Annotated in this window: 22 protein-coding genes; 10 read left to right on the top strand and 12 right to left on the bottom strand. The window is 65.9% G+C overall.

All coding sequences use genetic code 11. The features are described from left to right. Nucleotides 1–383 precede the first annotated feature (383 nt). Complete coding sequence (locus ACLJQE_RS38840; RefSeq protein WP_410644609.1) at nucleotides 384–542, bottom strand: hypothetical protein; 159 nt, start codon at nucleotides 540–542, stop codon at nucleotides 384–386. A gap of 427 nt (nucleotides 543–969) precedes the next feature. Between ACLJQE_RS38840 and ACLJQE_RS38835 the strand changes: the two genes are divergently transcribed. After that, nucleotides 970–4,086: an NACHT domain-containing protein gene (locus ACLJQE_RS38835; protein ID WP_410644608.1), complete on the top strand. Its 3,117-nt coding sequence runs from the start codon at nucleotides 970–972 to the stop codon at nucleotides 4,084–4,086. Between the two features lie 151 nt (nucleotides 4,087–4,237). Here the strand turns inward: ACLJQE_RS38835 and ACLJQE_RS38830 are convergent, their stop codons facing one another. From ACLJQE_RS38830 to ACLJQE_RS38810, 5 genes are all read right to left on the bottom strand, one after another. Next, entirely contained in the window at nucleotides 4,238–4,639 is a 402-nt protein-coding gene (locus tag ACLJQE_RS38830; protein WP_410644607.1) for a hypothetical protein, read from the bottom strand. Between the two features lie 104 nt (nucleotides 4,640–4,743). Next, nucleotides 4,744–6,852 (bottom strand): alpha/beta hydrolase, encoded by a 2,109-nt coding sequence (locus ACLJQE_RS38825; RefSeq protein ID WP_410644606.1) that lies wholly within the window; start codon nucleotides 6,850–6,852, stop codon nucleotides 4,744–4,746. A 373-nt stretch (nucleotides 6,853–7,225) separates the two neighbouring features. Beyond that, on the bottom strand, nucleotides 7,226–7,735 hold the full coding sequence (locus ACLJQE_RS38820) for an NUDIX domain-containing protein (RefSeq protein WP_410644628.1): 510 nt from the start codon (nucleotides 7,733–7,735) through the stop codon (nucleotides 7,226–7,228). Nucleotides 7,736–7,790: 55 nt separating this feature from the next. Next, nucleotides 7,791–8,648, bottom strand: coding sequence for a phosphopantetheine-binding protein (locus ACLJQE_RS38815; RefSeq protein WP_410644605.1), 858 nt, complete (start codon nucleotides 8,646–8,648; stop codon nucleotides 7,791–7,793). Next, nucleotides 8,645–10,048 carry an NAD(P)/FAD-dependent oxidoreductase gene (locus ACLJQE_RS38810; protein WP_410644603.1) on the bottom strand — a complete coding sequence of 468 codons (1,404 nt, stop codon included), beginning with the start codon at nucleotides 10,046–10,048 and terminating at the stop codon, nucleotides 8,645–8,647. The genes ACLJQE_RS38815 and ACLJQE_RS38810 overlap by 4 nt, the downstream gene beginning before the upstream one ends. 191 nt (nucleotides 10,049–10,239) lie before the next feature. Between ACLJQE_RS38810 and ACLJQE_RS38805 the strand changes: the two genes are divergently transcribed. Then, entirely contained in the window at nucleotides 10,240–11,577 is a 1,338-nt protein-coding gene (locus ACLJQE_RS38805; RefSeq protein ID WP_410644602.1) for a helix-turn-helix domain-containing protein, read from the top strand. Between the two features lie 25 nt (nucleotides 11,578–11,602). On the opposite strand, the gene ACLJQE_RS38800 is transcribed toward ACLJQE_RS38805, so the two are convergent. The 5 genes from ACLJQE_RS38800 to ACLJQE_RS38780 all read right to left on the bottom strand — a co-directional run bounded on the left by ACLJQE_RS38800 (nucleotide 11,603) and on the right by ACLJQE_RS38780 (nucleotide 14,091). Next, nucleotides 11,603–11,869: a zinc finger protein gene (locus tag ACLJQE_RS38800; protein WP_410644601.1), complete on the bottom strand. Its 267-nt coding sequence runs from the start codon at nucleotides 11,867–11,869 to the stop codon at nucleotides 11,603–11,605. Nucleotides 11,870–11,882: 13 nt separating this feature from the next. Continuing rightward, nucleotides 11,883–12,656 carry a Scr1 family TA system antitoxin-like transcriptional regulator gene (locus ACLJQE_RS38795; protein WP_410644600.1) on the bottom strand — a complete coding sequence of 258 codons (774 nt, stop codon included), beginning with the start codon at nucleotides 12,654–12,656 and terminating at the stop codon, nucleotides 11,883–11,885. Next, nucleotides 12,653–12,874 (bottom strand): hypothetical protein, encoded by a 222-nt coding sequence (locus tag ACLJQE_RS38790; protein ID WP_410644599.1) that lies wholly within the window; start codon nucleotides 12,872–12,874, stop codon nucleotides 12,653–12,655. The genes ACLJQE_RS38795 and ACLJQE_RS38790 overlap by 4 nt, the downstream gene beginning before the upstream one ends. Nucleotides 12,875–13,042: 168 nt before the next feature. Next, nucleotides 13,043–13,375 (bottom strand): hypothetical protein, encoded by a 333-nt coding sequence (locus ACLJQE_RS38785; RefSeq protein ID WP_410644598.1) that lies wholly within the window; start codon nucleotides 13,373–13,375, stop codon nucleotides 13,043–13,045. Between the two features lie 461 nt (nucleotides 13,376–13,836). Next, nucleotides 13,837–14,091, bottom strand: a complete 255-nt coding sequence (locus tag ACLJQE_RS38780) for a hypothetical protein (protein ID WP_410644597.1) — start codon at nucleotides 14,089–14,091, stop codon at nucleotides 13,837–13,839. Between the two features lie 148 nt (nucleotides 14,092–14,239). Between ACLJQE_RS38780 and ACLJQE_RS38775 the strand changes: the two genes are divergently transcribed. The 4 genes from ACLJQE_RS38775 (at nucleotide 14,240) to ACLJQE_RS38760 (ending at nucleotide 16,346) form a co-directional block, all read left to right on the top strand. Next, a complete protein-coding gene (locus tag ACLJQE_RS38775; protein ID WP_410644596.1) occupies nucleotides 14,240–15,091 on the top strand; it encodes a helix-turn-helix domain-containing protein in 852 nt (283 codons plus the stop codon). Further along, the gene (locus ACLJQE_RS38770) at nucleotides 15,088–15,282 is read left to right on the top strand and encodes a DUF397 domain-containing protein (protein ID WP_410644595.1); all 195 of its coding nucleotides are present in this window, start codon (nucleotides 15,088–15,090) and stop codon (nucleotides 15,280–15,282) included. The genes ACLJQE_RS38775 and ACLJQE_RS38770 overlap by 4 nt, the downstream gene beginning before the upstream one ends. Before the next feature lie 185 nt (nucleotides 15,283–15,467). Continuing rightward, a complete protein-coding gene (locus ACLJQE_RS38765; protein ID WP_410644594.1) occupies nucleotides 15,468–15,650 on the top strand; it encodes a hypothetical protein in 183 nt (60 codons plus the stop codon). Between the two features lie 72 nt (nucleotides 15,651–15,722). Next, complete coding sequence (locus ACLJQE_RS38760) at nucleotides 15,723–16,346, top strand: prepilin peptidase (RefSeq protein WP_410644593.1); 624 nt, start codon at nucleotides 15,723–15,725, stop codon at nucleotides 16,344–16,346. On the opposite strand, the gene ACLJQE_RS38755 is transcribed toward ACLJQE_RS38760, so the two are convergent. Next, nucleotides 16,338–16,790 carry a winged helix-turn-helix transcriptional regulator gene (locus tag ACLJQE_RS38755; RefSeq protein ID WP_410644592.1) on the bottom strand — a complete coding sequence of 151 codons (453 nt, stop codon included), beginning with the start codon at nucleotides 16,788–16,790 and terminating at the stop codon, nucleotides 16,338–16,340. The two genes, ACLJQE_RS38760 and ACLJQE_RS38755, sit on opposite strands and share 9 nt — an antisense overlap. 153 nt (nucleotides 16,791–16,943) lie before the next feature. Here ACLJQE_RS38755 and ACLJQE_RS38750 point away from each other — a divergent pair, with 153 nt between their 5' ends. The 4 genes from ACLJQE_RS38750 to ACLJQE_RS38735 are packed head-to-tail and all read left to right on the top strand — an operon-like array spanning nucleotide 16,944 to nucleotide 20,231. Beyond that, complete coding sequence (locus ACLJQE_RS38750) at nucleotides 16,944–17,390, top strand: XRE family transcriptional regulator (RefSeq protein ID WP_410644591.1); 447 nt, start codon at nucleotides 16,944–16,946, stop codon at nucleotides 17,388–17,390. Beyond that, nucleotides 17,387–17,938, top strand: coding sequence for a hypothetical protein (locus ACLJQE_RS38745; RefSeq protein ID WP_410644590.1), 552 nt, complete (start codon nucleotides 17,387–17,389; stop codon nucleotides 17,936–17,938). Before ACLJQE_RS38750 ends, ACLJQE_RS38745 begins: the two co-directional genes overlap by 4 nt. Then, nucleotides 17,935–19,059 (top strand): MAB_1171c family putative transporter, encoded by a 1,125-nt coding sequence (locus tag ACLJQE_RS38740; protein WP_410644589.1) that lies wholly within the window; start codon nucleotides 17,935–17,937, stop codon nucleotides 19,057–19,059. The genes ACLJQE_RS38745 and ACLJQE_RS38740 overlap by 4 nt, the downstream gene beginning before the upstream one ends. Continuing rightward, nucleotides 19,056–20,231: an FAD-dependent oxidoreductase gene (locus ACLJQE_RS38735; protein ID WP_410644588.1), complete on the top strand. Its 1,176-nt coding sequence runs from the start codon at nucleotides 19,056–19,058 to the stop codon at nucleotides 20,229–20,231. Before ACLJQE_RS38740 ends, ACLJQE_RS38735 begins: the two co-directional genes overlap by 4 nt. Nucleotides 20,232–20,247 lie beyond the last annotated feature (16 nt).

Genomic DNA, 20,247 nt, shown 5'->3' with positions numbered 1-20,247 from the left:
TCCCGCTTCGGCGGTCCGGCGGTAGAGGACATAGGCGCCGTATTGGCACGCTCGTCCTCTCCATGGGCAACGAACCGACCGCCGGGATAGGACAGAAGTTCGGACTTGAGGTGGCAGGTGATCAGGGTGAACGTACCGCCAGCGGCGAGTCCCACGGTGGCCGCCAGAGCCCCACGGCCGAGTTGGTTGCTCGGTGCGGCGGGGAGGATTAGCGACCTGAACCGGCGTCACCTTCTGAGGGCAGTGCCACGCTGTCGGCAACCAACGCCCGCCGTAGTTGTGACAGGAAGCCGACCCGAATCCCGCGGGTATCGGGGTGGTGGGAGGCCGTGGAGGTCCATTACCCAGGCAGCGTTGTGGCCAACTTTTCAAGGGCGACCTGGTCACCGACCTTCCTGCACAGCCAGCACGTCGGGATCAGCGTTCGTGACGGTGTTGCTTGAGGCTTCGAGCCTGGCGGCGTAGGCCTGCTGATCGGGAGGCCTACGCCGCTGCCGGGTCGGAACAAGGTTCTCCAGGTTCCATGTGCCGATGATGACCATGGCGCTTCCCCTGGGCCCTGCTGTTGGCCGCCGGATCATCCGGCGTGCTGCGTACCAGAAACTCGCCGAGTACCAGGTGATCAGTGTCAATGGCGGCCGCAACACTCAAATATTGCGAGCGCCGGGGCTCGCTTAAGCGTAGTCCACGGCATTGCGGCTCAGGCCAGCCGCAATGCAGTCGGCGGGCCTCATTAGTTGGCCCGTGCCAACCAGCAAAATCCTGGAGGCTGAAAGCCTGACGACTTCTATGTCCAGTGAAGGTGATCTTGAGCAGTGAGATTGCGCGAGCACTCCGGCTACACGGTTCTGGCCAGGCAGTTTCAACTCGGCATTCCACGCAGTCTCGATGCCGAGTGATACCTCAGGTCGCGCCATTCACGCCGTCGAAAGTCGGCTACTATGTGGTCCGACAAGGGAGGTTGCAAGCATGACGGCGATGGATGCCTCGAACTTTCGAGAGGCGCTCAGGTTGCTGGGCAAACACGATCATGCGATCGTGGACCGCGTCGATGCCATAGTCGGAGGCGTCATCCTCGCAGCCGGCGTCGCCAGCTTCGTCGGTCCGGTCGCAGCACCCGCCGCAGCGTTCGCGGCCATCTGGGGATGGGTCGATCAAAAAAATGAGGCCACCAACCTTCTTCGGAGAGCTCTTGATGCTGTCGTTGCGCGGCGGAAGAGAACCAGCGGGTTTGAACGAACCCAACTGCTCGCTGCAGCACATACAGTACTTGTAGTTAGCTCGGTATTCGATGTAGTTCGAGAGCGGCTGACAGATAATAAGTTTAACGACCTCGACTTGTCCTTTCGTGAAAAACGCTACTTGACTACCGGTCAAGACGCCGTCGAGACCTTGTATGGCTCGACGTTTCCTATGCCATCATCGACGCATGGCTTCCGCGAGAACATCGCCAGAGTCGAGGCGAGTCAGGGTAAGGTCGCTGAACGTATATGCAAATTTCTGCGCGGATTGGAAGCGTTCAAAAATTTCCGCTTCAATCCGGGTGAAATTGCAGAATCAGCCGCCCTCAGGTATCAATCCAGGTACTTTGAACTCGCCGGACAAGTGCCTGAATTTATGATTTGGGCCATCCTTGGAGAGGAAGACGCAAACCGTACGCTGGCCCGGGCAAACCATAAAGAGCTCCTGTCGTTGATCAAGGCGCACTCGGTGGCATTTTCCCGCCTCGAGTGCCTACTTACCGAAATCACCAGTGTAGTCGAGCCGAGGAAACCCAGTGATCTCACGGAAATAGTGCGAAGAGCCGCAGTGGCAGAGCTTGAGGAACCGGTGATTTCACCTAGTGTAAGTCTTTCGCGCGAATCAGAAATCAAGTTTCCTAGCATTCAGAAGAGTTATATCGAGCCGAACTACCGGATCGCAAGCTACGACCGGGATTCTCATGTCGCGAGTGAGTTTTGGTGGCGTCAAATCCCCGTGCATGCCGATCTTGACATACGTTTAGCTGGCTTCTTCTTTAATCCGGAAGCTGCAAAGATTCCTCTTTTGCTGCTTGGGCATCCCGGTGCCGGAAAGAGCATGTTGACCAAAGTTTTAGCTGCGCGCCTCCCGAATTCAAACTTCACCGGAGTATACGTACCGCTCCGACATGTTACAGCAGATGCCCCGATACACCGACAGATTCACGAGGCGCTCGAGAACTCCACCAATGGACGCGTGAGCTGGCACGAGTTCTCCGATAAGAGTGCTGATGCATTAAGGGTCGTCATCCTCGACGGCTTGGATGAGCTGCTACAAGCGTCCGAACACAACAGGACAACATTCTTGCATGAGGTCGCCGAATTCCAGCGGCGCGAGTCCGATCAGGATCGTCCGGTTGCTGTAATTGTTACTAGTCGCATTGTCGTCGCGGATCGCGTACAAATTCCGGTCGGTACCCCAATTATCAAGCTTGAAGATTTCAGCGATGAGCAAATTTCTGAATGGCGCTCCACTTGGAATAGCTCAAATAAACGAGAGATTGAGGGTGGAAAAGTACGCGCTGTGACCCAAGAAGCAATCGAAGCAAGCGGGGTCCTGGCGCGCCAACCTCTTCTGCTGCTCCTTATTGCCCTGTATTCGGCGGATCCCGCAGCGCCACCGATCGAGCGTGGAATCTCGGACACCATGCTCTACGGTCGACTAATGGAAAGTTTCGCCTTGCGGGAAGTTGACCGTCCAGCTCCCTCGCAGCCCGACGCAGTTGCAGTGCTAGTAAGCGAGCAAATCAGACGTTTATCGATTGCTGCCCTGGCAATGTTCAATCGTGGCCGTCAACACGTTCTCGACATAGAGTTGGGCGAGGACCTTGCAGCCTTGCAGATGTCAGATCACGCAAGGCCAGAAATGGCGGGAAATGAATTAGTTGCTCAGTTCTTCTTTATTCACACGTCGCAGACGAATGTGATCAATGGTCAACATCCGCGCCGAAGCTACGAGTTTCTACACGCCACATTCGGCGAGTATCTTGTAGCCCGTGAAATTGTCGAGGTGCTACTAGAGGCCGGAAATGGCCTGACTGGCAAGCGGCGAAATCGAGATCCCGACGACGCTCTGCTATTCGCACTTCTTGCCCATCAGTGTCTTGCTGGGCGACGGTCGGTGCTTAGCTTCACGTCGGACCTCATGGCAGAATTGAGCGTCGCTCATCGCGAAGAAGTGCTTGCAGTACTAAGAAGAGTTATTCACACATTTCGGAGCCGGCATGGCTCAGATAGATACGTGAACTACCTCCCCGTTCAAATAGATCATGTCCGCGAGTTGGCGGCGTACTCTTCGAATCTCATTCTTCTACTGCTCGCCGGGTCGAAGGGGCGGGTGAAGCTCTCGGAAATATGGGAAGACGACGCCGGAGAACGTCAATGGCACTCCGCACTGTCACTGTGGCGATCTGGCCTCGACGACGGTGGCTGGAATGCTTTCCTGTCGACCATCAGGCGACATGGCTCCTGGCTGAGAATGTCGGACTCGAACCGGGTTGACTCGGATGGCTACTCAGAACTGATGTCGGCCAAATTAATGGGCGACAGGACTCTGATCAGAACCCTGGAGATGGGAATGGAGGTACGACGCAGTCGTGGCTATCGTGAGATACTCAAGGATGACCGAAAAGAAGAGATTGCTCGATGGATAGTTCCCTATGTCACAATGAGTGGGCGCCTGAATAGCGGAATGACTCCCTCTCGTCTCGGTGCCTTGTTTCGAGAGTTAGGCGGCGATCTTCGAGGATTAGAAAATCCACTTATAGAACTACTGACCAGGTACCACGGCGACTTACCTACAGAGATTGTAAAACTTGTCGCCGACGTCATTATGTCGATCAAGAACGTCTCCCATTACAGTGTCTTTCGTGCGATGATCGACGGTCCCGCGCTTGCAAAAGCTGCTCCAGGAATCATTGATCCAGCCAACTATGAGGGAACCGATATCCTGAAGATTCTCACGTTCCGGAGTGAGCAGCGTCGCCGACGTCAGCATGAAAGCCCTGAACTCAAGGCGTTCTACGACGCCCTGGAAGTTTTGTGGCGCGATAGCATGAGTAAATAGTCAGCAATGTTTCGCCACACCTAAGATCAGAACAACTCGTACTCGACCGTAACGGTTTCAGGCAGAATACGACCCCCGAACGTGCGCGTCCGGCGTTGTCGGCCAGGGTCTGACAGCGAGGCTTGCCTTGGCGGGCAGACGGGTTCAAGACCTACTTGGGGTGCCGTAGCGCCAGATGCAGGGGGTGCTGTTGCCAATGGCGAGGCGTTGGTTGATGTTGGCGCAGGCTCATGAGGTAGCCGTCGCGGGTGGCGTTGATGAACATGTCCGCTGGTCGGCTGTCGGTGCTGAGGGTCCAGCCGAGTCCGGTCCACCAGGCTTTCAGGGCGTCGAAGTAGGGGTTGTTGTTCTGGGTGGTGGGGAACCCGTTGACCCAGAAGGTGACTCCGAGCAGGAGCTGTCCGGTGGGTTTGCCGGAAGAGTCGGTGCAGTTCAGCGGCTGGGGCAGCAGCTCTTTCAGGGTGAAGCCGGGCGGGAATGTGCCGGCGGCAGTTTCGCGGATCTGGTTGGTGGCGGCTGCTTGGGCTTCGGTGAGCGGGATGGTGGGGTTCATGGGGTGGTTGTCTCCGCATCCGGCAGTGGTGGCCAGCAGGACTGCGAGGGCCAGGAGCCACCGAAGCGTCTTCGGAGTCTCCCTGCGTCCTCGCGTCGTGCTGGTCACGGTGTCGATGCACCTGCGATGACGTTGGCCATTCCTTGCAGGGATTTCGAGTTGGGGTCCCAGTACTCGGTGTGGCCGGTGGCGAAGTCCGAGTCGAAGGGATGCGCGCCGAACCAGCCGGTGGCGGGGTCGGGGCCGAGCGGATCGACGGGGTCGAGGGCGGGGTTGTCGAAGTTGGTGAACGCAGGGACCGGGTCCATCGCCGACTTGGTGGCGTAGACGTGGTGGCCTATCTGGTCGGGTGGGACGCCGTCGAGGTGCAGGTCGGTGGCGTGCTGCACGCCGACGCCGGGGCTGGCGACCATAACGATGTTGTCCGCGGGGAGGCCGAGGTCGCGGGCGGTTTGGCCGACGACGGTGGTGCCGTAGCTGTGGCCGACCACGGTGGAGTTGACCGGGATCGGGTCGTGGCTGGCACCGAGCCCGTCCTGGAAGCGGCGCAGTCCGGGCTCGGCGTGATCGGCGAAGCTGGTGCTGGCGGTGTCGGGGATGATGCTTTGAGGAGCGTCGTAGCCGGCCCAGGTGATGACCGAGGTCGGGGCCGGGTTGATGATGCTGGCGGTGTGGTTCATCAGGTCGGCTCGCTGGATGTCGGTGGCGAACCCGTCGAGTCCGGCGAAGGTGCCGGGTACGTAGGTGGCGACGTTCTGGGCGTGGTCGGGGTTGCCGATGGCGATGATGGCGCGCCCGGTGTTGGCGGTGTCGATACCCAGCAGGAACGCGGGCGGTTGCCCGGGCAGCGGCTGGGTGAGTCGTTCGTTGATCGCGTCCAGGCCCTGGAGCTTCTTGTCCATCGCCGACGCGTCGCGTTCGAGGTCGAAGTACTCGTTCTGCTGCGTCGGGTCGGCTTGGTCCAGAGCATCCATCTGGTTCCGCAGCTCTTCGCGCTGGTGCTGCAGGTCGGTGTACTGCTGGGTGAAGGCCATCCGGTTGGCCTTGTCTCGGACCTCGGCGGGCAGCCCGTCCATGCTGCCGAGTGCGGCGGGCCGGTCGTGCAGCAGGATTGCCTGGCCGGCGGGGGAGAGGCTGGCCCACCACGCCGCGGTTTGGGACGGGGCCGCGTTCGGCGGTGGCTCGGGCGGGGTAAGACCGGGATCGACGGCTCCCGCCGCAGCTGCGGCGGCCACGGTCGTTTCGGCGCCGGTGCCGAGTTCGCCGTGTTCGGCGCGCTTGAGGACTGAGGCGAGGTCCTGGTCGATGTCGTCGGCGGTGCGGAGCGCTCGGGTGATGTCGTCGAGGACCTGCTGGTGGGCTCGCGCGCGGTCGCCGGGGTCGAACTCCGGTGGGGCTTGCCCGTCGGGGAAGGTGTCGGTGACCGCGCCGGTGTCGGTGATGCGGTAGCCGTACTTGCGGGCGTATTCCTCGGCGTTGGTCACTGCGCGCTGTACGCCGGTGATGGCGTCTGCGGCTTGGGCGCTGGCTTTGCCGACGATGCTGGCGTCGGCGGCGAGCTTGTCGATGCGGGCCATCAGCGCTCGGTGCGCAGACGCCGCGGTGTCGGCAGCGGGCCCGGACCAGCCGTCCACCGGGACGGCCTTGCCGTAGTCGTCGCCGGAATGGACCAGCACGTCGAGCTGACGGCGAATCGCGTTGTAGATCTCGTCGAGCTGGGCGGTGTTCCACCGCTTCACGTCCGACAGCGAGACCGTCAGTGCGGACCCCGGAGAGAACCAGCGCTGGTCAGGTCGTCGCCGCTGGCCTCGTCCGTGGCCTGGTAGCGCTCGGCTGCCGTGGCCAGGCCTTGGGCCTGAGTCTCGGCCTCGATGCACCAGAACTTGAACGCCGTTGTCCACGACTCCCCCATGGATGGAGCAGCTTCGGCGGCCGCGCTTCCCGGCATGGCCGCGCGGTAGGTGAAGCGGCCTTTCGCGGGTCCAGAGCTTGCGGCCGATCTTGCCGAGGACGAGTCCGGTTTCCTCGGCGATCTGGCGTCGGGCGGTGTCCTCTAGCTTCTCGCCGGGGTCTTGGCCGCCGCCGGGGAGCCTCCCACCAGAGGTGGCCCGGGTTGTCTGGGTCGCGGGCGTTGATGAGCAGGACTTCGTCGGCGGGTTGAGGAGCAGGACGGTGGCGCCGACTCGCAGGAGTGGTTCGTTGGCGAAGGTCATCCTGTGGGGCTCTTTGTGCTTGGCGGCTTGTGTGGCGGCCGGGCGCGAGCACTGTGGTTAGAACAGCGTTGTCTCGCGGTCCGCGGCTGGGGTGGACATTATCGGCGGCGGGTCGCGGTTGGCTTCAGCTGGACGGCGAGTCCCGATTGGTCGTCAGGCCGGATTGCCGGTGCGAGTGATAGCGGGTAGCCGAGTTCGGCGCGGCGGCCGCAGCTGCGCTCGACGGCGTTCGGGTACAGCGCGCGGAAACATCGACAAGCCCGTGACGCTGGATCGGCCCGCTGTAGAAGACTGTCTCGGATGTGCAAGCTGCCCGGGATGCGGCGGCACGTGCCCGGTGTGAGCTTTTGGTGCGGCCAGCGGCGTGGTCCGGCTAGATGGTCGCCGGGGCTGTGCCGTGTTGGAGGTGGAGTGGGGTGAGGCTGCCGCTGCGGGCGTGGTGGGCGCAGGCGGCGACGCGGCGGGCGAGGCGGGGCACCATGATGGCGGGGAGTTCGTCGGGGTGGGCGAATCGGCTGTCGCCGATTTCGTGGTCGACGTAGCGGATCGAGCTGAGCTGGGTGGGTGTGAGGACGCCGCCGTAGTAGAGGAACGCGATCATCGGTGCGTGGTCGGGGCCTTCGGGAACGGAGTCGATGCCGAGAATCCGGTCGACGGTGATGTCGAGGCCGAGTTCTTCGGCGATCTCCCGGCGTGCGGTCGCGACGGGTGATTCCCCGGCTCGTGCTTCGGTGACCCCGCCGGGGATCTCCCAGTGCGTGCGGCCGTTCGGCTTCACGATGAGGACGCGTTCGTGGTCGGGGGTGTCGAAGAAGAGCACTCCGGCCGAGGGGATGGCCATCGGGTACTTCTCGAAGAACTCCCGCTGTGTCGCGGTGGGCATCGTCACGAGGAGCAGGCTAGCCCGCAGGCTTGGTCACTGTCCGCTTGCCTTGGCGTTACATTGAGTGGGTGGTGTCTCGCTGATAGCGGGTGTTGCAACGCCGGCAGTTGTCGTCGGTGAGGCGGTGGCCGCAGAGGCAGGCCCAGCCGATCTGGCGGCAGGGGTTACCGGCGATCAGGGCGTGCGGCGGGACGTCGTGGTCGACGACCGCTCCGGCGGCGACGAGCGCGTGTGCGCCGATCCGGACGCCGGGGAGCAGGATGGCGCCGGCGCCGATGGTGGCGCCGCGGCAGACCGTCACCGGTCGTGCCGTCCAGTCCGCTGGTGTTTGCAGGGTCCCTGCCGAGGTGACGGCGCGGGGTGCGGCGTCCTCCAGTATGAGGACGCCGGGCGCGAGCAAGACGTTGTCGTGGATGTCTGCGCCGAAGACCTGGGCCAGGTTCTGCATTTTGACCCGGTTGCCGACCCGGGTTCCGGTGCCGAGGTGGACGCCGGTGCCGAGGGTGCACTGCTCGCCGACTCGGACGCCGTCGGCGAGCCGGACGCGGTGCCAGACGTGGCTCCCGGGCCCGACGTGAGCGCCCTCGCCGAGTTCGGCACTGGGATGCACGACCGCTGGCGGCAGCCGGCGAGGTGCCTTGCGCGGGGCGGGGACCTGGTCGGCGACGATCAGCGGCGGGTCTTCGGCCGGTGGGTGGGTGTCGAGGATCGCGGTGAGGTCGCCGAGCCGGTGGACGTCCGCCAGGAGGGCGTCGGGGATGACGATTCCGTAGGCCGTCTCGAGCGCAGCTGCGAGCCGGATCCGATCGAGCGAATCGAACCCGATCTCGTCCAAGGTGGACGTCGGGCTGAGGGATACGGCCTGTGGGCGCAGCGCGGTGACGATCTCGACCAGCGGCGCGGGCAGGGTCATCGAGTCGTCCGTCCGGCGACGTCCAGCAGGAGCGGCAGGACCTCTTCGACCGGGGCGGAGGCGGCGAGGCGCTGTGTCGCGGGGTCGGCCAACTGGTGAGCCAGCGCGGCGCACAGAAGTCTCCCGAGCACAGCGGGGGCACCGGCGGGCAGCGAGCCGCCGGGCTGGCAAATGACGTCCGCCAGGGCGGGGCCGTGCGCGGTGAGCAGCTCGGTCGTGGCGGTCGTTTGGATCGATCGCCGCGGCGAGTACGGGTGGTCGAGCAGGGCGCCCGGGTGGTCGACCTCGCGTTGGAGGAGGCGGGCCACGTGCGGCGCGAGAAGCATCCCGCAGCGGTAGGTGGCGGTGGCCAGCAGCACCTTCGGGTGCGCGGTCCGGCCAACCAGGGGAAGGTGGTCGGTCGTGTAGGGCCGGTACCCGACCCGGGCACCGCGGATCTGGGCGTGCCGCAGGTCGGCGTTGAGTTCGCAGGTGGCGTCGTGGAGCAGGGTCGCGATCTCGTCGATGCTGGGGCGGCGGTCCAGGACGGGGAGCGTACTGAGCCTGTTGGTCGCCCCCAGGTAGAGCCCGCCGTCGGTGCGGGCGACCAGGTGGGCGCCGCAGGCGAAGCCGCGGTTGGGCGTGCGGATCGGCGAGGCCACCGGGGCCGGGGCGGCGTCGAGGACCATGCTGACCCCGCGCCCGGCCAGCACCGGCGGGGCTCCGAGTTCGAGTTCTGGGCTGTGGCGCAGCAGCGTCGGGATCTGGACGCCGGCGGCGAGCACTACCTGCTCGGCGGTGACCGTCAGGTCGGCGGCGGTGGCGATGCGCATCGCCGATGACGCTTCGGTGACCGCGACGGCGTCGGTGTCGGTGTCGAGCCAGCTGATCCGCGGATGTGCGAGCACCGCGGCCGTGGCCGAGCCGGTCAAGGCCTCCGCGTCGACGCCGGCTTCGCCGGGCAGCCACAGCGCTTCGAACACCGTCTCGGAGACCAGGCCTGGCACGTCACCGGGGGAGTGCAGCTCGCCGGGAACGCCTGCGCCGGCGGCCGCGTCGGCGATCGCGGCGAGTTCGGTCCGGTCGGCGGGCGTGCTCGCGGTGACCCACACGCCCGGGGTGAGCGCCACCAGCCGGCCGCCGACCGCAGTGAGCTGGTCCAGCCAGGCCTCATAGCCGACGCGGGCGGCGATCCGTTCGGCCACTTCCACGGCGACCCGCTCCGGCGGATGTGCGGCCTCGACCTCGGAGAACACCGTCAGCATCGCTCCGGCCGCCCGGCTCGCCTGCCCCAGGTGCTGACCGGTGCGCGGCCCGATCAGCGTCACCGTGGTTCCACACTGTGCCAGCTCCAGCGCACAGGCCAACCCGATGATCCCTGCACCGACAATTACGACGTCCGCAGTCCGTGTCGCTTCCACAGAGGCCTCCTTGCCTCGATGGGCAGGCGCGGCGCCGGCCCTGGTGCGATCGAGCAAACCGCCCCGCCGGCCGGTGTGGTCCTCCGTTGTGCCTGTCCGGCACAGCTGTGCCAGCTCGGCACAGCTCCCTCAGCACGTCACTGGACGGCTACCCTGGGTGAGTCGACCTCTTGAAGGTGGAGGACACGCCGATGTCCCCGATCACCCCGTCGCCGCTACAGGAAGCGATCGCGCGCCAGGACTATCCGGCAGTGCTGCGGTATGCCCGCGAGCTGGCCGGATGGAGCCAGACCGAGCTGGCCCACCGCCTCGGTTTTCACCCGAGCGTGATCTCTAGGTTCGAATCCCGGCGACGACCGCTGCACGATGTCAAGACGCTGCAGCGGCTGGCCGAAGTCCTGCCGGTGCCGGCCGAAGCGTTCGGACTGCACGACCACAAGGGCGTGGCAACCCGGCGCGGCACGCCCGATGCTTCTAGGGTGATCGGCAGTCCCGACCGGGAGGAGGACGACGTGCGTCGGCGCAGCTTTCTGAAGGCCGGCAGCCTGGCTGTCGGTGTCACCGTCGTCGGCGCTGCGACGCCCGCGGCAGCCGACCCGGCTGCCCTGGCGCCCGATCCGGCCACCGTGCTCGCCACGCGCCTCTCCAATGTCCTGGTCGGTGCCCAGGCCGCTCACGGGCCGGCGATGCCCGCCGAACGATTGACCCGCGGTCTTGCAGCCGCGCGCACCGCGTTCGGCAAATCCGATTTCCTCGCCTTGGCCGATGTGTTGCCGCCGGTGGTGCGTGCGGCCGAGGCCATCCAGGACCCGGGGTCACTGGCCCAGGCGTACACGTTGGTCACCCGTGCTCTCGCGAAGCTGATGCCCAACGGGCTGGAGTGGATCAGCGCCGACCGTGCCGTACGCGCCGCCGGCGCGGCCGGGGAACCTTTGGTGCTCGCCGAGGCGGAACGGATGCTCTCGGGTGTTTGTCGCCGCGCAGGTCATCACGCACAGGCGCAAGCGCTCGTCCTCGGCGCCGCCGACCGGCTCACGCTCGACGGGCGTGACCCGCGGCATCTGGTGCTGCATTCCAGCCTGCTGTGCACCGGCGGCTACGCCGCAGCCCGCGCAGGCGACGGCATCCGCGCCAGGGACCTGCTCGACGCGGCTGACTCGACGGCGGCCCGTCTCTCCGGCGATGCCGCCGCCCGCGCGGGTGCGAACCTGCTCAGCCATCGGGTATCTGTCGAACACCTGCTGGGCGACCCGGCCGCGGCCATCCAGCACGCCCGTACCGCCGGCCCGGTGCGGTTCCCCGACGTGGAACGCGAAGGACGGTTCCTGGTCGACCTCGCCGCAGTACACCTCGACCTCGGCAACCCAGGCTCGGCGTACAACACCCTGCTGGCCGCCGAACGGCGCGCGCCCGGGGAGGTCTACACCCGATCCGCCGTCCGGGACATCGTCGGAGTGCTGCTCACCCAGGCCCGCGTCCCTGTCCCGGGTATCCGCGACCTCGCCGCCCGCGTCCACGTCGCCAGCTGACGCCTGGCCAGCTTGAGGCGTCGGTTTACTCCTGAGCGGCCCGGCGGCTGTCGAGCCGGCCCCGTCGTGACGGGATGCCGCGGCGCCGCCGGTAAATCGTGTCGCACGCGTCGCACTGCCTCGGAATGCCGTGGCTTCGACGTTCGTCCAGCGGCATGAACATCGGAGTGTCGGAGATGCCGCACAGTGTCGTGATCGCTTCTGCCGGTTCGAGTGCTCCCGCGAGCCGGTGCCACTCGCCGTTGATGACCGGGTGAACGGTCTGTGCGTCGAGGTAGATCAGTGCGGCCATCGCGACGCCCCGATCACGGAGACCGGAAGTCGGCGCAGGTGACTGACCCGCGTTCGAGAGCCTTGAACGTCGACCGGTAGCCTTGGACTGCGTCGGGTTCGCTGACGAAGATGATGTTGTCCTGGTGTCGCAACGCGACGGTCAAGACGTTGCCCAGGCCTTCGTAGATGGTGAAGGCCTCGATCGTTTTCGCGACGGTCCGAGGGACGATCTTGATTGCCAGGCCGGGAAGGTGGGCTGCCGCCCGGAGAGCTTGTAGCTGCGGTTCGATGGCCGGGGCCAAGGCTGCAGCACCCACCAGAACGGTGCGGTCGGCGGTCCAGCCCTGGTCGAGCTGTCGGACTTGGTGTTCGAAGATCGCCTGATCGAGGTCATCCGGCCCCGCCGCATCCTGGGCGGTCGCCTGGATGTATTCCGGCGTTTGGAACGGTTCCGGGACCACGTACGGCGCCCATTCGAAGGTACGGACCGCGAGCTCCTCCAAGGTTCGCCGCTGACTGGCCGAGCCCGCGTCGAGGGTTTCGATGGAAATCGGCTCCTCAAGCTGCCGCCGGAGCCGCATGACGCGGCTGTACTCCGCTGGGCTCACCCGGAGAAATCCGAGGACGTGGGCCACGTCCTCGATCGCCGGTGCGCGCTTTCCCGTCTCCCAAAGGGACAAAGCTTGGGCTGAGACTCCCAGCTTGTGCGCCAGCCTGCGCAGCCCCAGCCCTTCGGCGGTGCGGGCACCACGCAGAGAGGCGCTCAGGGCAAGCAGAGCCGGAAGGCAGGGCTTTACTTTGGTCATGCGCATTCTCGTTCCAGGTCGTGGGGCGCCGGGATGATCCCGGCAGTGATGTCATCGCCGTGAGAGCGGAGCAGGTCGGGAAGTTCGTCGATCGCATCGGCGAGCTTGTGGTGCTCGTCAGGCGTTGCGGTGTTGTCTCGAATTTGTGCGACGAACAGGAAAAGTTGCCATTGCGTGGCTTCGAGAACGTCGACGAGTCTCTGCGTATCGCGGGTCATGCCGGCTCCGGGGGCGGCAGTTGTTCTGTCCGAATAGGATAGTCGCCGCAGTCCTGTGAGAACTCGGCAGAGGCGGACGTATTCCGGGTGCTCTGCGAAGGACAGGTCGGTTTCGGACGGCCAGGTGATCGCGATTGACGCCACCGTGTTCTACCACCTTGGGAAAATTCATTGCGCCACATCGTCGGACCAGCCCATCACCTGGAGCAGGACATCCTCTGGTACACCGTCGACCGGTCCTCGCAGCGGGAGCGCTCCATGTTTTCCCCAGTCACCGAGGGCGAAACGGGCGCCGATCGCATGCACCGAGGTCTTCAGCATTTCGATGCGCACGACGTCATGATGGGCATCGGTCGTCCGGTGACCGACCAGCGTCTCGGGTTCGGTCGAACCGGCGGCAGCGCCGCGCCACTCCCAGCCGCGACGGCGCGACTCGCCGATGGCCGCGCTGGATCGCTCCCAGGCAAGGACAACTTCGTGCCATCGATCAGAGTCGGTCATCGTGCCTCCGAGGAATGCGTCGTCGCAGGTGTCGCCACCATGAGGTGCCACGCGGTTTGCTGCGGCAGGAGGTTCGATTGGCGGCAAGGCGCCCGCGGCATGCGGGACACGTGCAGCGCGGCGCGTCGATCATCGGCGCGGCGGAGAACTGGGCGCCGCAAATCCCGCGGTACGAGCCGAAGGTTCGCATGCCGTCGGCGAAAGCGGCTTCCGTGACGAGGTGGTTGATGCCGGTCGACGCCTCGGTGACCCACAACAGGCTTGGGGTCGTCCGGCGTCTCGTAGGTGCGGTAGTCATCGTGAATCTCCGCGGTCGAGCTGGAACGAAGGAGCGTTGGACACCCGGCCGGTGCGCTGGGTCGGGGGCAAGCGCACCGACCGGGCTGATCAGGGTGATTTCCGAGCGAACGGCGACTGTGGTGGCGTCCTGGTGCAGTGCCACCTGTCGAAGACTTTGGTTGTCACGTCCGGTCTTCAGGGATGTTCTCGGTCAGCATGGCGCGGGCATGGCTGACGAGTTCGGCCATGGCTTGCCGTGGCAACACGACCGGGTCGCAGTCGTGGCCGACCATGACCGCGCGCTTCGGGCCGTCATTCGTTGCCAACACGCCGACGACGACTTGGCTTGCCGAGCCGTCGAGGCTTCGTGCCGGGACGACAACGCGTCTGCTCCAGCGGGTTCTGACACGATTCGCTCCCGGGTAGGCTCTCTCCACCGCTGTCAAGTGATGACAGGTGATGACGACTGATGCGCATCAGTGTCATCGCTGCTGACTGGCGGGCGCAAGAACCTGATGGGGTGAACTGCTGTCATCGGTTGTCCTAGCGCTCAACCTGCTTGTTGGCTGTCGTAGCATCTGATGCATGGCTGGCATCACCCGCAAGTTCCCGGGCTCCCCGCTTGGCGAAGCGATCTGCGCTGCGCGCGATCTTCGCGGCGTTTCGCAGCGCAAGCTCGGGGTGCTCATCGGTCAGACCAGTGCGGGACTCGTCTCGCGTTGGGAAAGCGGCGAGCGGACGCCTTCGGTGGATGACGTGCAGGCGATCGTCGACGTGTTGGAGATCGAGGGAGATGAGGCTGACCGGTTGCTGGCGCTTGCTGCGGGTGTTGGCCAGTCACGCCGTTTCTCGGTGACGCTGCCGGAGCGGCGCGTAGAACTGGCGGAGTTGCTCGCCGCGGAGCGAACCGCGACTGAGGTCACGCACCTCGCGCCGCTCGTGATCCCCGGCGTGCTGCAGACCGCTGATGCGATTCGCGCGCAGATGCATGAGGCTGGTGTGCCAGAGGCGGAGATCGAGGAGCGGGTGCTGACCCGGATCGGCCGTCGTGACCTCATCACCCGCCGGAACCCGGCGCGGCTCGAGGTCGTGCTGGGAGAAGCCGCGATCCGATACCGCATCGGCGGGCCGGCCGTGTGGGCCGATCAGCTCCAGTACCTCCTGGAGATGGGTGAGCTGCCGAACGTGGAACTCCGGCTCGTGCCGTATTCGGCCGGCTGGTCGCCGCTGCTGGTGGGCAGCTTCACGCTCATCGAGTCCGACCAGGCGCCACCGGTCGTGAGCTTGGAACTGCACGGCAGCGGCCTGACACTCCGCTCACCGGAAGACGTCGCACGGCACCGGCGTGCCGCCAAAGCGGTGCAAGAGAAGGCGATGAGTACTACGCAGACCGCGGAGTTCATCGCGGAGGTTCGACACGAACTGGAGCAGGAATGACGATGCGGTTCGAGCCAGGCAAGTGGTTCAAGTCGAGCTACAGCCCGGATAAGGGTGATTGCGTGGAAGTTCGGCTCGACGCCGAACTCGGTTCGGTGGTCGACGTCCGGGACAGCAAGGCGCCTGAGGCGGGCCAGCTGGCCTTCTCGGAACGGTCGTGGCGGGCGCTGCTCGGGGACCTGACAAGGTAGGGCCTCCGTCGAACGCCGCACTCGGTCAGCGCGCGGGGCAAAGTGCTTGCGCGCTACTCGAGTTCGTCGAGCATTATGGCTGGCCGGTTCGTGCCGACGGCGCCGTCTGCGGTCATCGAACGCACGTTCTATGCCCCTGGTAGGTTCCTCCGCGCCGAAGTCGGATCGCTGAGCCGGAGGTCGCCATGGCGTGGTTGCTGAGGGAGCGCGCAAGCGGTCGGGAGTGGCGCTTCGGCGACAGCGACCTCGCCTGGGAGGCCGGTGGCTACGACATGGCTCGGTTCGAGCTGCACGTGCTCGACGAGGACGTCAGTGGCGCACCCGACGGCCTGCCGAGTTCGTCTCTGATCGCGGCCTGCAAGAACTGACGCGGAGGCGAACCCGCGGCTCGAAACCTACGATGATCATCTCGGGTCTTTTCGATCGTGGGTGGGTGCTGGGTGGTGCGTCTGGCTGTCGGGCTGGCGGTGGGCTTGGTGCTGACACCTGCGGTCATTCTCATGGTGCGACGATCGGTCACGAGGCTGCCGCGTTGGGCCGTGATCGCGACTGCCGTGGCTGTCTCGGCTGCCGGAGCAGCGGTGGCGGTCTGGCCGCCGGTCACCATCGCCTTCGGAGTGGCGTTTGCGGCCCTGGCGATTCCCGCGGCAGTCGTCGATGGGCTTGAGCACCGCATCCCGGACCGGTTCAGCCTGCCGCTTTGCGGCGCCGTCGTTGTAACCGCCCTCGCGGCCGCGGTTGTCAGCAACGACTTCGGGAGTGGCTTGCGAGCCGTTGCCGGCGGTGCGGCCTGGGGTGCGGCGTTGCTGCTGTCCTACCTGATGACCGGACAGCCGGGGCCGGGCGACGTCAAGCTCGCTCCAAGCGTCGGCATCCTGCTCGGCTGGTTCGGTTGGCCGTGGGTCCTGGGTGGCCTCCTCGCGACTTACGTGCTCACTGCGGTAATGGGCTTGGTTGGCGTGCTGCTCCACAGGTATTCATTCCGGGAGGGGCAGGTGCCGATGGGGCCGTCCATGGTCACGGTCGCCTTCGTTTGCGGCACGATCGCCGCTGCTTCAGGCTGAGCGGCGGCCGCTGTCAGCGTCCGCGCTTCGGCGGTGTCGTGCCTGATTGACGATGTCCGCGTGCCGGCTCACCCAGTCCGCGAGCGGCTGCATGGCTTCCAGGGCTTCCCGCGTTGCCGGTGCCAGCGAGTAGACGACCGACGGCGGGAACACGCCAGCTTCCTGGTTGCGGACGATCAGGCGGTCGGCCGTCATCGTCTTCAACGTGCGCGTCAGGACGCTGGCGTGGAGCACCCGCGGCCTCCCGGACCAGCTGTTCGCCGCCGCGGCGTCGTTGAGCGAGCCGACCAAGTCGAGCAGCTCCGTGTAGTGCTTCGGGCCGCTCTTCAACGCCAGCAGGATCGCCGTCATCCAATCGCCGGCGAAGAGCTGCCTCGCGTCGTGCAGCTTGCGCAAGCGCTCGGCGTCCTCGGCGGTGATCGCTTGCGTGCTCGGTCGAGTCATCGTTCCCTCCCCGGTTCGATCACCCCAGGCTGTTGATCTTAAGTTTTCGCAGGTCACGTCTCAACTATCGAACGGGCATTCACCTGATCGGGTCTTAATTTCAGTTAAGACGCCTGGTGAGCGGTACCGTCGAGGGGAGCTGGAGGAGGGGTGATGGCCGAACGCGGGCGTGACTTCGCGGACAAGCTGAACCACCTGTTCGCCGTCACGAAGTCACCGGAGGGCGACGAGTACAGCAACGACTTCGCCGCGGACTCGATCACGACCGCGGGTACAAAGATCTCGGGCACGTACGTCTGGCAGCTGCGCAAGCGGAAGCGGGACAACCCGACGATCAAGCACGTCGAGGGGCTCGCCAAGTTCTTCGGGGTACCGGTCAACTACTTCTTCGACGACGACGTGACCGACCGCGTCGACCAGCAGCTGCGCGAGCTGGAAGCTGAACGGGAACGGCTCAAGGCGAACGCCGGTGACCAGGAAGCGCAGCGGATCGCGATGCGGGCCGGCGAGCTGACGCCGGATCGCCGCCAGCTCGTCATGGACTTGCTAGACGTCGTCTACCGCGACCAGCAAGCAGCGCGGGAGCGAGGGGAGCGATGAACGAGCGGCTGCTGCGCCGTCGCTGCCGGCGGTTGCTGAAGGAACTGGACATCCAGCCTCCACTGGACGTCGTCGAGCTGTGCCGGCGAGTCGGTGAACGCCGCGGCAAGCCGATCAAGCTGCTGGCCCACTCCATCCCGGTGCCCGGCCCCTTCGGCGTGTGGATCAGCACGCGCCCGGCGGACTACATCCTCTACCAGCGTGAAACCAGCAAGCCGCACCAGAACCACATCATCCTGCACGAGCTGGGCCACTTGCTGGCCGGCCACGAGAGCGATCCGTGCGACGACGAACTCCTCGCCGGGATGTACCCGGACATGTCGCCGGACAGCTTGCGTCAGCGGTACCCGGATCTCGAGCCGGACGCCGTTCGGCGGGCGCTGCGGCGCACCTCGTACGACACCGACCAGGAGCGCGAGGCCGAAACGACAGCGACGATCATCCTCGAGTGGGCGTCGGTCCTGGACCAGGTCGGCGTCAGTGGAAGATCGAGCGGGGCTGCTCAGGAAATGGGAGCTGCCCTCGAAGGCCGGCTGGGGTGGCTGTGACACCTCTGGTCCTCGCGTACGGGATCGTGTCGGCGGTCCTGCTGCTGTGGCTGGCCGGGAGGCTGGCGCGGAACCCGAGAAACGCCGCCCTGCGCGCCGTGACGGCGTTCGTGGCGTGCCTGGCCGTCGCGTTCCCGTTCGGGGCGGCGGCCAGCAAGAGCGCCCACGTGCTGGGTCTGCCGCCGATGATCTCGCGACTGATCCAGCACGGCATTCTGCTGGTCGGCGTGTACAGCCTCGTGTGCTTCTTCCTGTTCTCGGCGCGGGAGCGAGCGGTCGCCCGGCGACGCGCCGCCTGGTACGCCGCCCTGCTGCTGGCGGCCGAGGTCGTGCTCCTCGTCGCCGCGCTGGCGACACCGGCGTCCGCTCGGACCAACGACCAGTCGGTACCCAGCGTGGCGGTCTTCTTCATCGCAGCCGACGTATTCATGGCACTCGGTTTCGCCACGGCGGCAGTTTGGGCTTGGCGGTACGCGCGCGAAGCGGGCGGCAGGCCGGCGCGAGGGCTGCGGATCGCGGCCGTCGGCCTGGTCGCGATCGTTCTGGCGAACTGCGTCTTCGTGCCCGCGATCGTGCTGGGATTGATCTACCACGTTGGCGTCGCTGATCGCGCCGGATCCGCCGGGACGGTGGCGGGCGCCATCGCCGTCACCGCCCTGCTGATGCCGGGTGTCCTGCTGTTCCTGGCCGGAGTCAGCTATCCCGCCGTGATGACCAGGGTGGGTGCGTTGCGGATCTGGTGGCGTCACCGCCGCGGGTACCAGCAGCTCGCACCATTGTGGACAGTGCTGCACGCGGAGTTCCCGGATGACGCACTGGACCGGGTGCCGGCCGCGCCATGGCGTGACGCGCTGCGCCTGCGGGGGACGCACCGCAGGTATTACCGCCGGGTCGTCGAATGCCGCGACGGCCTGGTGCGGATCAGCCCGTATCTGGAGCGGACCGACGTTTCCGCCGATCTTCCGAGCCGTCTGCGGCAGGCGCTTGCCGTCCACGCGGCCGGTGAACCCGTTCCGGCGAAGGCGGTGCCGGTCGCGCTGCCGGAAGGCGACGGGCTGGACGCTGACGTCCGCGAGCTGGTGCGGTTGGCACGGGGCTTGGAGACGAGGGGAGCGGTATGACCAAGGCGTTGATCATCGGCGGAGGCATTGCGGGCCCGGTCACGGCCATGGCCCTCCAGAAGGCGGGCATCGATTCCGTCGTCTACGAAGCTCACGAGACGGGCGCGGACGACGTCGGCGCCTTTATGACGATCATGAACAACGGCTTCGACGCCCTGCACGCGATCGACGCCGACAAGCCGGTGCTGCAGGCGTCCTTCCCGGCTGACCGTGCGTTGTTCTGGAGCGGCTCGGGCAAGAAGCTCGGCGAAGCACCCATCGGTGGCGGTTCCGCCGGCGCGTACGGGCCGCACACCATCAAGCGGGCCGAGCTGTATCGGGTGCTGCACGAGGAGGCTACCCGGCGCGGAATCCAGATCGAGCACGGCGAACGGCTCGAGGACGTCGACACCAACCTTGACCACGGCGTGGCGGCGATCTTCTCGGACGGCTCCCGCCGCGAAGGCGACCTGCTGATCGGCGCCGACGGCATCCACTCGGCGGCCCGGGTGCTCATCGACCCGGAGGCGCCCGAGCCGCGCTACACCGGAACGGTCGTGCTCTGCGGCTATGCCCGGCAAGCGCCGGTCGACCCGGTGCCGGGCGTGTACCGGATGATCTACGGCAAGCGCGTCTTCTTCGCCTACACGACCGCGCCCGACGGCGAGACGTGGTGGTTCGTGAACCTGCCGCGTCCAGAGCTGTCGAAGGCCGAGCTCGCGTCGACTTCGCTGGACGAGTGGAAGCGACAGGCGACGGCGCTGCTTCGCCGTGACCGGTCACCGGCGACTGCAATCGTCGAGGCGTCGGAGCAGATCCGCGCGAGCAACGGCTACGACATCGCCTCCACGCCGACGTGGCACGACGGCCGGATGATCGTCATCGGCGACGCCGCCCACGCCGCGGCGCCGAACGCCGGACACGGTGCCTCGATGGCCATGGAGGACGCCGTCGTCCTGGCCAAGTGCCTGCGCGACCTACGGGAACCCGCGGCGGCGTTCCGGGCCTACGAGCAGCAGCGCCGGGAGCGAGTCGAGCGCTTGGTGGCGACCAGCGCGAAGATGGGCGGCACGGCCACGCCCGGCCCGATCAAGCGGATCCTCCGGGACATAGCGATCTCCAAGAGGCTCAAGAGCGGGCCACGGAACACGGCGGCATGGCTCACCCAGCACCACATCGACTGGACGGACTAATTGCATGTCCGAGGAT

The organism is Amycolatopsis sp. lyj-346, from assembly GCF_046548975.1.
GTDB lineage: Bacteria > Actinomycetota > Actinomycetes > Mycobacteriales > Pseudonocardiaceae > Amycolatopsis.
The sequence above is the reverse complement of the archived record's forward strand: the minus strand, read 5'-3'. Positions and strand labels throughout refer to the sequence as shown.

Excerpts from the sequence above, each read along its gene's own strand:
- ACLJQE_RS38840 (WP_410644609.1), bottom strand. The coding sequence starts at position 542 with ATGGTCATCATCGGCACATGGAACCTGGAGAACCTTGTTCCGACCCGG.
- ACLJQE_RS38835 (WP_410644608.1), top strand. The coding sequence starts at position 970 with ATGACGGCGATGGATGCCTCGAACTTTCGAGAGGCGCTCAGGTTGCTG.
- ACLJQE_RS38830 (WP_410644607.1), bottom strand. The coding sequence starts at position 4,639 with ATGAACCCCACCATCCCGCTCACCGAAGCCCAAGCAGCCGCCACCAAC.
- ACLJQE_RS38825 (WP_410644606.1), bottom strand. The coding sequence starts at position 6,852 with ATGACCTTCGCCAACGAACCACTCCTGCGAGTCGGCGCCACCGTCCTG.
- ACLJQE_RS38820 (WP_410644628.1), bottom strand. The coding sequence starts at position 7,735 with ATGCCCACCGCGACACAGCGGGAGTTCTTCGAGAAGTACCCGATGGCC.
- ACLJQE_RS38815 (WP_410644605.1), bottom strand. The coding sequence starts at position 8,648 with ATGACCCTGCCCGCGCCGCTGGTCGAGATCGTCACCGCGCTGCGCCCA.
- ACLJQE_RS38805 (WP_410644602.1), top strand. The coding sequence starts at position 10,240 with ATGTCCCCGATCACCCCGTCGCCGCTACAGGAAGCGATCGCGCGCCAG.
- ACLJQE_RS38800 (WP_410644601.1), bottom strand. The coding sequence starts at position 11,869 with ATGGCCGCACTGATCTACCTCGACGCACAGACCGTTCACCCGGTCATC.
- ACLJQE_RS38795 (WP_410644600.1), bottom strand. The coding sequence starts at position 12,656 with ATGACCAAAGTAAAGCCCTGCCTTCCGGCTCTGCTTGCCCTGAGCGCC.
- ACLJQE_RS38790 (WP_410644599.1), bottom strand. The coding sequence starts at position 12,874 with ATGACCCGCGATACGCAGAGACTCGTCGACGTTCTCGAAGCCACGCAA.
- ACLJQE_RS38785 (WP_410644598.1), bottom strand. The coding sequence starts at position 13,375 with ATGACCGACTCTGATCGATGGCACGAAGTTGTCCTTGCCTGGGAGCGA.
- ACLJQE_RS38775 (WP_410644596.1), top strand. The coding sequence starts at position 14,240 with ATGGCTGGCATCACCCGCAAGTTCCCGGGCTCCCCGCTTGGCGAAGCG.
- ACLJQE_RS38770 (WP_410644595.1), top strand. The coding sequence starts at position 15,088 with ATGACGATGCGGTTCGAGCCAGGCAAGTGGTTCAAGTCGAGCTACAGC.
- ACLJQE_RS38765 (WP_410644594.1), top strand. The coding sequence starts at position 15,468 with ATGGCGTGGTTGCTGAGGGAGCGCGCAAGCGGTCGGGAGTGGCGCTTC.
- ACLJQE_RS38755 (WP_410644592.1), bottom strand. The coding sequence starts at position 16,790 with ATGACTCGACCGAGCACGCAAGCGATCACCGCCGAGGACGCCGAGCGC.
- ACLJQE_RS38750 (WP_410644591.1), top strand. The coding sequence starts at position 16,944 with ATGGCCGAACGCGGGCGTGACTTCGCGGACAAGCTGAACCACCTGTTC.
- ACLJQE_RS38745 (WP_410644590.1), top strand. The coding sequence starts at position 17,387 with ATGAACGAGCGGCTGCTGCGCCGTCGCTGCCGGCGGTTGCTGAAGGAA.
- ACLJQE_RS38735 (WP_410644588.1), top strand. The coding sequence starts at position 19,056 with ATGACCAAGGCGTTGATCATCGGCGGAGGCATTGCGGGCCCGGTCACG.